This is a genomic window from Frankia umida (assembly GCF_023242945.1).
Lineage (GTDB): Bacteria > Actinomycetota > Actinomycetes > Frankiales > Frankiaceae > Frankia > Frankia umida.
Genome location: NZ_JALKFT010000063.1, coordinates 1 through 10363, shown reverse-complemented (window position 1 = coordinate 10363; position 10363 = coordinate 1). Strand labels below are relative to the sequence as shown.

Genomic DNA, 10363 nt, shown 5'->3' with positions numbered 1-10363 from the left:
CCAGAGCCATGAAAAAGGGGGCAGTACATATTGGCACTGACAATCGGCACGCTGTTGAGTTCTCAAGGAGCAGGCGCTTACCGGGCGACCATCACGAAGATGTCCGCATCCGTGCGACTGTGTTCCGACTTGCCAAGTTTGTGATGCGACGCTCGTCAGCTTCTCCCCAGTAGGGGCCGCCTCGCAGTCGCCATCCCCGAACCCCCGCCAGGAGGTTCCCGTCTGCGAGGGGCGGCCGTGGTGTTCGGCGTCCGCCGTGTCTCGCTGACAGAGAGAACATTACGGGTGGATGACGGGGAGCGTCAAATCAATCCCTGCCTCAGATGTGTGACCTATATCACACCACTGTCGGAGCGCTTCGAAGTGATGTTCTGATATGCGAGGCTAAGAGGTCTGAGCCAAGATCCCCCCAGGTGCCCCGGGTAGGCCCGTGACCTGGGCATTCGTAGCTGGGGCGCCGCTTGGCCGGCCGTTCAGGACCGGGCCGGCGGCCGGCGAGGCCCGCTGACGGTGGGGTCATCCGCCAGCCAGAACCGCCAGGGGCGCTCCGCGGCGGTGCGGATCCCGATCCGCGGGCCGCTGTCGATACGGGTCGTACGCGCGGTCCGGGCCACGGCGCCGGGGTCGGCGTCCAGCGCGGGGCGGTGGAGGGTCAGGGGGCCGTCGCCGGTGACACTCGTGCCGGTCATGGTGGGTCCGGCGGCCAGGACCCGTCCGAGCCGGCCAGGGCCCCGGGCGAGGTCACGGTCGGGCAGCGTCGGCCAGCGGGGCCGGAGCAGGTCGCGGCCTGCCAGCACCTCACCGGCGCGCAGCAGGACGGCGCAGGCCTGTCCAGGCGGACCGCACACGATGTTCACGCACCAGTGGATGCCGTAGCTCAGGTAGACGTAGGCCCGGCCGGGTGGGCCGAACATGACGGCCGAGCGGGGCGTCGGGCCGCGGGCCGCGTGCGAGGCCGGGTCGTCCACCCCGCCATAGGCCTCGACCTCGGTGAGCCGAACGACGACCGGCCCGTGCCGGATCGTCGCCCCCAGCAGATCAGGGGCGACGGCCAGCACGGGCCGGTCGAAGAAAGCGGCGGTGCACAGGTGCGACGCCGCGGCTAGCCCATCGCCCACCGACGGTCCCGGTCCAGGACGGGCAACAGCGCCGCGAGTTGTTCGCGAACCCGGTCGGGAGCCGTCCCACCGGGGGCGGAGCGGGCCGCCAGGGCGCCGGACACCGAGAGCACCCCGCGCACGTCCGGGGTGAGCAACGGGTTGATCACCGCCAGGTCGTCGTCGCTGACCTCGTCCAGGTCGACGTCGTGCGCCACGCACCACGAGACGAGCTGGCCGACGGCCTCATGAGCCTGGCGGAACGCCACTCCCCGACGGACCAGGTACTCGGCCACATCGGTGGCCAGCGCGAACCCGTCGGGGGCGGCCGCGGCCAGCCGGTCACGGCGGACCCGCATCGTGGCCACCGTCCCGGTCAGCGCCGGCAGTACCAGCAGGAGGGTGTCGACCGCGTCGAACACCGGCTCCTTGTCCTCCTGGAGGTCCCGGTCGTAGGCCAGCGGAAGACCCTTGAGCGTGGCGAGGAAGCCGGTGAGACCACCGATCAGCCGTCCCGACTTGCCCCGGGCGAGCTCGGCCACGTCGGGGTTCTTCTTCTGCGGCATGATCGAGCTGCCGGTGGCGAACGCGTCGTCGAGTTCGACCCAGCCGAACTCCCGCGTCGTCCACAGGACGATCTCCTCGCCGAGGCGGGACAGGTGCACCCCGATGAGCGCGGCGGCGAACAGGAACTCGGCGGCGAAGTCCCGGTCGGACACCGCGTCGAGGGAGTTCTCGAACGCCCGGTCGAAGCCAAGCTCGGCGGCGACCCCGCGTGGGTCCAGCGGCAGGGAGGAGCCGGCGAGCGCACCGGCGCCGAGCGCACTGACCGAGGCCCGCGCGTCCCAGTCACGCAGCCGGTCGGTGTCGCGCACGAACGCCTGGACGTGCGCGGCCAGCTGGTGGGCGAACGAGATCGGCTGGGCGTGCTGCAGGTGGGTCATCCCCGGGGCCGGGGTGTCCACGTGCTGTTCGGCCAGGGTGACCAGGGCGTGGGACAGCTCGGTGAGCCGAACCACGACCTGGCGGGCATGGTCGCGCAGATACAGCCGCAGGTCGGTGGCGACCTGGTCGTTACGGCTGCGCCCGGCGCGTAGCTTGCCGCCGAGGGCACCCAGGCGTTCCAACAGGCCGCGTTCGAGGGCGGTGTGGACGTCCTCGTCCTCGACGGTGGGCCGGAACGCCCCGGTCGCGACGTCGTCGGCGAGCTCGTCCAGGGCGGACAGCATCGCGGCGATCTCGGCATCCTCGAGCAGCCCGGCGCGGTGCAGGACGCGGGCATGCGACTTCGAGGCGAGCAGGTCATAGGGCGCCAGCCGCCAGTCGAACTGGACGCTCACCGACAGGCGGGCCAGCGCCTCGGCCGGGCCGCCGGCGAACCGGCCGCCCCACAGCCGCATCGGCGGGCCGCCCGTCGGCGGCGCGCCGGCGCCGGCGGCGGCGGCGGCGGAATCGGTCGAGGTCACGGGTTCAGCCGCTGCTCACGGGCCGCCCAGACCTTGGTCGGCAGGCCCCACAGTTCGATGAAGCCACGCGCGTCCGACTGGTCGAACTGGTCGCCGGCGTCGTAGGTGGCCAGCGCGTGGTCGTACAGGCTCGCGGGGCTGCGCCGGCCGACGACCTGCGCGACCCCGCCGGCCAGGCGCAGGCGCACGTCCCCGGACACCCCGACGCTCGCCGCGTCCACGAACGCGTCGAGGGCGAGCTTCAGCGGGGAGAACCACAGGCCGTCGTAGACGATCTCGCCCCAACGCTGGTCGATGCCCCGCTTGAACCGGGCGACGTCGCGCTCGAGGGTGAGGTCCTCGAGGTCACGGTGCGCGGTGAGCAGGGTGATCGCGGCCGGGCACTCGTAGATCTCCCGGCTCTTGATCCCGACCAGGCGGTCCTCGATCATGTCGATGCGGCCGATGCCGTGCGCGCCGGCCCGGGTGTTGAGCTCGGCGACCAGGTCGGCGAGCCCGAGGGGGCGTCCGTCCAGCGCGGTGGGGATGCCGTCGGTGAACGACACCGTCACCTCGTCCGGGGTGCGGGCGACCGTCGGGTCCGCGGAGTAGACGAAGACGTCCTCCGGCGGCTGCGCCCACGGGTCCTCGAGGATGCCGCACTCGGCGGTGCGTCCCCACAGGTTCTGGTCGATGGAGTACGGGGAGCGCTTGGACACGTCGATCGGCAGGCCCCGCTCCTCGGCGAAGGCGATCGCCTTGTCCCGGGTCATGCCCGAGTCGCGGACCGGTGCCAGCACCTTCAGCCCGGGGGCGAGCGCGGACACGCCGACCTCGAACCGCACCTGGTCGTTGCCCTTGCCGGTGCAGCCGTGCGCGATGGCGTCGGCCCCGTGCTGGCGGGCGGCCTCGACGAGGTGCTTCACGATGATCGGCCGCGACAGCGACGAGATCAGCGGGTAGCGGTCCATGTAGAGGGCGTTGGCGCGGATGGCCGGGGCGACGAACGACTCGGCGAACTCGGTCCGGGCATCGACCACGATCGACTCGACGGCGCCGCAGGTGAGGGCACGCTGCCGGATCGCTTCGAGATCCTCACCGCCCTGGCCGACATCGACCGCGAGCGCCACGACCTCGGCGCCGGTCTCGGCACCGATCCAGCCGATCGCCACGGACGTGTCGAGGCCGCCCGAGTAGGCAAGCACGACGCGTTCGGTCACGGGACTTACTCCTTCTGTGCGGTGGGAGCTGCTATGGGGTGGACCTGCTGTGGGATGAACCCGCTAGGTGACGGGGTGGTTCGGGTCGGCGGGAGCCGGCGCGGGTGGCTGCGGGTCGGGCGGTGCCGCGGTTCGGCTCCGTCCGTCGGCGAGCCACAGCAGATAGGCCGCGAGTGCCGGCCCACCGATCGGGACGACCCCGCCCACCGGCATCCTGCGCCGTGAGGGGGCGTCCCGGCCAGGCACACCGCCGCTGGACGGGCCACCGGCGTGTCCACCGGCCGGGCCGTCCGTGGGCAGCGCGGCCCGGCACACGACGAGGACGGTGTCGTCCCCGGCGATCGTGCCCATGATCGCCGGGGAGTCCTCGCGGTCGAGCGCGGAGGCGAACAGCTGCGCGGCGCCGGGTGGCGTGCGCAGGACGACCAGGTCGCCGTTGGCCTCGGCGGAGACGAGTAGTTCCTCGCACAGCCGGGTCAGTGGCAGCCGCACGGTCTCGGCCGGGGCGAGGTTGCCCTCGACGGCGTAGACCAGCGCACCGTCGACGCCCCGCACCTTCGCCGCACCGATCTCCTCCAGGTCACGGGACAGCGTGGCCTGGGTGACCTGCACGCCTTCGGCGGCGAGCAGACGGGCGAGTTCCGACTGCGACCGCACGGACCGCTGACCGATCAGCGCGGCCAGGCGGGCCTGCCGGGCGTGTTTGGTCAGCGGTGCCGCCCTCCGCAGCCCGGTTCCGGCGCCCGGACCGGTGTCGACCGCGTTCATCGCGCCGCGTCCGCCCCGCCCGTGCCTGTTCCGCCCGTGCCTGCCTCGGCCGCGAACAGCAGCGACAGCAGGGCCTTCTGCGCGTGCAGCCGGTTCTCGGCCTGGTCGAACACGGCCGAGTGCGGGCCGTCGAGGACGGAGCCGGAGATCTCCAGTTCCCGGTGTGCCGGCAGGCAGTGCAGGACCAGAACGTCGGACTTGGCGGCTTCGACCGCCTTCTCGTCGAGCTGGTAGGGCTGGAAGACCAGCGAGCGGCTGTCGGACTCGCCCTCCTGCCCCATCGAGGCCCAGACATCGGTGTAGAGCACATCGGCGCCGGCGGCGGCCTCCAACGCGTCGTGCATGACCAGGGCCTCCCCGCCGGTGGCCGCTCCGATCTCGTTGGCGTGCCGCACGACCTGCTCGAACGGCTCGTAGCCGGGGGGCGAGGCGACGTGCACCCGCATCCCGGCGAGGGCGCCGGCGAGCAGCAGGGAGTGGGCGACGTTGTTGCCGTCGCCGAGGTAGGTCAGGGTGAGCCCGGCCAGACCGCCGCGCCGTTCCCGGATCGTCTGCAGGTCGGCGAGGGCCTGGCAGGGATGGGCGTGGTCGGACAGGGCGTTGATGACGGGGACGTTCGCGGCGGCGGCGAGCCGCTCGAGGCGCTCCTGCGCGAAGGTCCGCACGACGATCGCGTCGACGTACCGGCTGAGCACGGCGGCGGTGTCCTCGATGGTCTCGCCGCGGCCCAGCTGGGTGCTGGCCGCGTCGATCACGACGGGATGACCACCGAGTTCGGCGACCCCGACGTCGAAGGACAGCCGGGTGCGGGTCGAGGGCTTCTCGAACAGCAGCGCCACCGAGCGGCCCGCCAGCGGACGGTCCGCAGGGCCCGGCGCACGCCGCCGGGCCTTGTAACCGTCGGCGAGGTCGAGCACGGCGGCCTGTTCCGCGGAGGTCAGGTCGGTGTCGAGCAGGAAGTGTCGGGCCGTCATGCGCTGACCTTAGAGCCTTCCCCGGGCAGCTCGGCTGCCTCACGTGCCTGGGCGACCACACCCGGCAGCACAGCGAGGAAGGCGTCCACCTCGGCATTGGTGAGGACAAGTGGGGGGGCGAGCCGAATCGCGGTCGGCACCGCCGCGTTGACCAGGTAGCCGGCCTGCCGGGCCGCGATCTCCACGGCCGGGGCGTAGGGACCGTCGAGTTCGATCGCCCGCCACAGACCCGGCCCGCGCACACCCAGCACACCCGGTATCGCGGCGGCGAGGATGCCGGCCGCCAGCCGGTCCCCGACCGTACGGGCGTGCTCGAGCAGACCGTCGGCGACGATGGTGTCGAGCACCGCGAGCGCCGCGGCGCAGGCGATCGGCCCACCGCCGAAGGTGCTGCCGTGGTCGCCGGGGCGCAGCAGATCGGCGGCGGCGCCAAGACCGACGCAGGCGCCGATCGGCAGCCCGCCGCCGAGCCCCTTCGCCAGGGTGACGACATCGGGGCGAACCCCGGCGCTCTGGTGCGCGAACCAGGCCCCGGTCCGCCCGACACCGCTTTGGACCTCGTCGAGGACGAGCAGCGCCCCCGCGTCGTCGCACACGGCTCGGGCGGCCGCCAGGTAGCCGGGTGGGGGCGGGACGACACCCGCCTCCCCGAGGGTCGGTTCGAGGAACACTGCGGCGGTCTGTTCGCCGACCGCCGCGCGCAGCGCCGCCGCGTCGCCGTAGGGAACGAAACGCACGCCGGGCAGCAGTGGTTCGAACGGGGCCCGCTTGGCCGGCTGCCCGGTGATCGACAGCGCGCCGAGAGTCCGACCGTGGAAGGAGTTCTCGGCGGCGATGATCTCCGGACGTCCCGTCCGGCGGGCGATCTTGATGGCGGCCTCGTTGGCCTCGGCACCGGAGTTCGCGAAGAAGACCTTCGCGCCGCCGATACCGGCTCCGGCGGCCGCGCCGTTGTCGCTGCTGCCGGGGGTGCGCTCGGTGAGCAGCTCGACGAGGCGTTCGGCGAGGCGGACCTGCGGCTCGTTGGCGTAGAGGTTCGACACGTGCCCGAGCGTGTCGAACTGGGCGAGCACGGCGGCGCGGATCGCCGGATGGGCGTGGCCGAGCACGCTGACCGCGATGCCGCCGAGCAGGTCGACGTACTCCCGGCCGGTGTCGTCCCAGACCCGGGTGCCCTGCCCGCGCACCAGAGACAGCGCCGGACGGCCATAGGTCGCCATGATCACGGCGTCCCGACGGGCGAGCAGATCGGTGTTCATGGCCTGTCTCCGGTCTCGGTGCTGGCAGCGGACGCCGGGGTGACGGTGGGCTCGACGGCGGTGCCCGGGGTGATCAGGGTGCCGATGCCGTCGTCGGTGAAGATCTCGAGCAGCAGGGCGTGCGGGACCCGGCCGTCGAGCACATGGGCCTGTGGAACACCGCCGCGCACCGCCCGGCGGCAGGCCTCCATCTTCGGAATCATGCCCGACGCGAGGGTGGGCAGGAGGGCTTCCAGTTCGGTGATGGTCAGCTCACTGAGGACCTCGTCGCTGGCCGGCCAGTCCGCGTAGAGACCTTCGACGTCGGTGAGGACGACGAGTTTGGTCGCGCCGAGGGCGACGGCGAGTTCGGCGGCGGCGGTGTCGGCGTTGACGTTGTAGACACCGCCGTCGACACCCCGGGCCACCGAGGCGATGACGGGCACCTTGCCGGAGTCGAGCAGGGCGTTGACCGTTTCGGCGCGGACCTTGACGATGTCACCGACGAGGCCGACGTCGACCGGCTGGCCGTCGATGATCGCGGGCCTGCGCTTCGCGGTGAACAGGTTCGCGTCCTCGCCGGAGAGGCCGACGGCGAACGGGCCATGGTCGTTGACGAGGCCGACGACGTCGCGGTTGACCTGGCCGAGCAGCACCATCCGCACGATGTCCATCGTTTCGGGGGTGGTCACCCGCAGGCCGCCGACGAACGTCGACTCGACGCCGAGGCGGGCCAGATGCGCGGTGATCTGCGGGCCGCCACCGTGGACGACCACGACCCGCAACCCCGAGTAGCGCAGGAAGACGATGTCGGCGGCGAAGGCGGCCCGCAGCGCCGGCTCCGTCATCGCGTTACCGCCGTACTTGACGACGATGGTCGCGCCCTGGAACCGCGACAGCCAGGGCAGCGCCTCGATGAGGACATGCGTCTTGGCGAGCGCGGCATGCCCACGGGCGGTCGCCGCGGGCCCACGAGCACCCGCGGGGACGGCGACCGGCCCGGTGCCGGCCGACTCGGTGCCGGCCGACTCGGTGCCGGCCGACTCGGCGGCTGGCGACTCGGCGGCTGGCGATGCGGCGGCTGGCGATGCGGCGGTGTCGGTCATGTCGAGTACGCCGAGTTCTCGTAGACGTAGCCGTCGGTCAGATCGTTGGTCCAGATCGTCACTTCGTCGGTGCCGCTGTGCAGGTCGACGAGGATGTCGATCCGCCGGTCGGCGAGATCGACGAGATCACGGTCGTCCCCGGGCGCGCCGGCGCGGCAGACCTGGACGCCGTTCATCGACACGTCCAGCGTGTCGGGTTCGAACACGGCCGTGGTGGTGCCGACCGCGGCGAGCACCCGACCCCAGTTCGGATCCTTGCCGTACAGCGCGCATTTGAGCAGGTTGTTGCGGGCGACGGCGCGGCCGACCTCCAGGGCGTCGGCCTCGCTGGCGGCGCCGACGACCGTGATCGCGATGGTCTTCGTCGAACCTTCGGCGTCGCCCAGCATCTGCTGCGCCAGGTCGACACACACCTCGGAGACCAGCGCGGTGAGTTCGCCCGCGGGCAGGCTGACCCCGGAGGCGCCGGAGGCGAGCAGGAGCACCGTGTCGTTGGTCGACAGGCAGCCGTCGGAATCGACCCGTTCGAAGCTCACCCGGGAGGCTTCCCGCACGACGTCGGCCAGGGTGGCGGCGTCGGCCACCGCGTCGGTGGTGATGACGACGAGCATCGTGGCCAGCGAGGGAGCCAGCATCGCCGCGCCCTTGGCCATTCCCCCGACCGTGACGCCGGGGGTGGTCGTGGACGTGCGGACCGCCATCTTCGCGACGGTGTCGGTGGTGCGGATCGCCTCGGCGGCCCGGGCGCCACCGTCGCCGTCGAGCTCACCGGCGGCGCGGGTCACGCCCGCCAGCAGGTTCTCCATGGGCAGTCGGACGCCGATCAGCCCGGTGGAGCAGACCGTGACCTCCCCGGCGCCGATGCCGAGCAGGCTCGCGGCGTGTTCGGCGGTGGCGTGCGTGTCCCCGAACCCGGCCGGGCCGGTGCAGGCGTTCGCCCCACCGGAGTTGAGCACCACGGCGCGCGCCCGCCCGTCGGCGAGCACCTGGCGGGTCCACAGCACCGGCGCGGCCTGGACGCGGTTGCGGGTGAACACGCCGGCGGCGGCATCGAGGGGGCCGTCGTTGACGACGACGGCGACATCCGGGTTGCCGGACGGTTTCAGCCCGGCCGCCACGCCGGCGGCGCGAAAGCCCCGTGGGGCGGTGACGCTCACAGTTGCCCTCCCAGGCGCCTGACAGGTGTGGTCACGGTGCGATGCCCTGGGCGGTGAGCCCGGTGGTCTCGGGCAGGCCGAGCATCAGGTTGGCGCACTGCAGCGCCTGGCCGGCCGCGCCCTTGCCGAGGTTGTCGAGGGCGGAGACCACGATCACCCGGCCGGACTCGGCGTCGTACGTGCCCTGCACGTGGACGGCGTTGCCGCCCAGCGTCGCGGCCGCGCGCGGCCAGCGCCCGGGCCGCAGCACCCGCACGAACGGCTCCCCCGCGTACGCCGCGCGCAGCGCCTCGTGGACGACCTCCGCATCGACACCCGGGAGCGCGCGGCCGGAGCAGGTGGCCAGAATCCCCCGTGGCAGCGGGGCCAGCACCGGTGTGAACGACAGGCTGACCGGCACCCCGGCGACCCCGGACAGGGCCTGCGCGATCTCGGGACGATGCTGGTGGGTGCCCACCTTGTAGGCGGTGAGGTCGGCCATCACCTCGCTGCCGAGCAGGTTCACCTTGGCCGATCGGCCCGCGCCCGAGGTGCCGCTGGCGGCGACCACCGTCAGATCCCGCGGTTCGACCAGACCCGCGGCCAGCACGGGCGCGAGGGCCAGCGAGGATGCCGTCGGGTAGCAGCCCGGCGCGGCGATCCGGGTGCTGGCCGCGATGCGCGCCCGGGCGCCGGGCAGCTCGGGCATCCCGTATGTCCAGCTACCGGCGTGCTCACCGCCGTAGGCCCGGGCCCAGGCGGCCGGATCGGCCAGCCGATGGTCGGCGCCGAGATCGACCACGCGGACGCCCTGGGGCAGGGCCGCGGCCACCGCTCCCGACTGCCCGTGCGGCAACGCGAGGAAGATCAGGTCGGCTTTGCTCTCGACAAGTGCCTGCGTGTCAGCGAAGACTCGACCTTCGAGGTCGGGCAGGTTCGGGTGCACGTCCGTCACCGGCAGGCCGGCGGAGGTGTTCGCCGCCAGTATGCCGATCTCGATATCCGGATGGCCGAGCAGCAGGCGTAGCAGCTCCCCGCCGCCGTAGCCGCTTGCTCCCGCCACCGCCGCCGTCACTCCCATACGAGAACTTATACACTCGCCCGCATGTTCATTCAATCGTTTTCGCTGAAGTCGAGGCCCGGCGCCACGGGTCCCGCCCCGCTCTGACAGGTCCCGCCCCGCCCCGAGGGGCCGTGCGAGCCGGCCGATCCGGCGCTGGCCCCCTCACGCCGGGTCGCCAGGTCGCGTCCGGGTGCGACACCTGTGTGACGGTATGTGGCAGCTCGCTAAGCTGACGCCTCGTTGACGTCCTCCCCTGCCTGAAGGCGGGAGATTCCAACTCCTACACACCCGTCAGAAGAGGAGGTGCGCGGTGTTG

Annotated in this window: 9 protein-coding genes; all 9 read right to left on the bottom strand. The window is 72.6% G+C overall.

Features of this window, described 5'->3' with window-relative positions:
• Positions 1 to 473: 473 nt before the first annotated feature.
• Entirely contained in the window at positions 474 to 1118 is a 645-nt protein-coding gene (locus MXD59_RS25460; protein WP_248827109.1) for a DNA-3-methyladenine glycosylase, read from the bottom strand.
• A complete protein-coding gene (gene argH, locus MXD59_RS25455) occupies positions 1103 to 2563 on the bottom strand; it encodes an argininosuccinate lyase (protein ID WP_504858367.1) in 1461 nt (486 codons plus the stop codon). Before argH ends, MXD59_RS25460 begins: the two co-directional genes overlap by 16 nt.
• The gene (locus MXD59_RS25450) at positions 2560 to 3762 is read right to left on the bottom strand and encodes an argininosuccinate synthase (protein WP_163549185.1); all 1203 of its coding nucleotides are present in this window, start codon (positions 3760 to 3762) and stop codon (positions 2560 to 2562) included. Before MXD59_RS25450 ends, argH begins: the two co-directional genes overlap by 4 nt.
• 63 nt (positions 3763 to 3825) lie before the next feature.
• Positions 3826 to 4530: an arginine repressor gene (gene argR, locus MXD59_RS25445; protein ID WP_248827108.1), complete on the bottom strand. Its 705-nt coding sequence runs from the start codon at positions 4528 to 4530 to the stop codon at positions 3826 to 3828.
• Positions 4527 to 5504 (bottom strand): ornithine carbamoyltransferase, encoded by a 978-nt coding sequence (gene argF, locus MXD59_RS25440; protein ID WP_248827107.1) that lies wholly within the window; start codon positions 5502 to 5504, stop codon positions 4527 to 4529. Before argF ends, argR begins: the two co-directional genes overlap by 4 nt.
• Positions 5501 to 6763: an acetylornithine transaminase gene (locus tag MXD59_RS25435; protein ID WP_248827106.1), complete on the bottom strand. Its 1263-nt coding sequence runs from the start codon at positions 6761 to 6763 to the stop codon at positions 5501 to 5503. Before MXD59_RS25435 ends, argF begins: the two co-directional genes overlap by 4 nt.
• The gene (argB, locus tag MXD59_RS25430; protein WP_248827105.1) at positions 6760 to 7848 is read right to left on the bottom strand and encodes an acetylglutamate kinase; all 1089 of its coding nucleotides are present in this window, start codon (positions 7846 to 7848) and stop codon (positions 6760 to 6762) included. Before argB ends, MXD59_RS25435 begins: the two co-directional genes overlap by 4 nt.
• Positions 7845 to 9005, bottom strand: coding sequence for a bifunctional glutamate N-acetyltransferase/amino-acid acetyltransferase ArgJ (gene argJ, locus MXD59_RS25425; protein WP_248827104.1), 1161 nt, complete (start codon positions 9003 to 9005; stop codon positions 7845 to 7847). Before argJ ends, argB begins: the two co-directional genes overlap by 4 nt.
• A gap of 31 nt (positions 9006 to 9036) precedes the next feature.
• On the bottom strand, positions 9037 to 10065 hold the full coding sequence (gene argC / locus MXD59_RS25420) for an N-acetyl-gamma-glutamyl-phosphate reductase (RefSeq protein WP_248827103.1): 1029 nt from the start codon (positions 10063 to 10065) through the stop codon (positions 9037 to 9039).
• Positions 10066 to 10363: the final 298 nt, after the last annotated feature.

Coding starts and splice junctions, on each gene's coding strand:
- argF (WP_248827107.1), bottom strand. CDS start 5,504: ATGACGGCCCGACACTTCCTGCTCGACACCGACCTGACCTCCGCGGAA.
- argR (WP_248827108.1), bottom strand. CDS start 4,530: ATGAACGCGGTCGACACCGGTCCGGGCGCCGGAACCGGGCTGCGGAGG.
- argC (WP_248827103.1), bottom strand. CDS start 10,065: ATGGGAGTGACGGCGGCGGTGGCGGGAGCAAGCGGCTACGGCGGCGGG.
- argB (WP_248827105.1), bottom strand. CDS start 7,848: ATGACCGACACCGCCGCATCGCCAGCCGCCGCATCGCCAGCCGCCGAG.
- MXD59_RS25435 (WP_248827106.1), bottom strand. CDS start 6,763: ATGAACACCGATCTGCTCGCCCGTCGGGACGCCGTGATCATGGCGACC.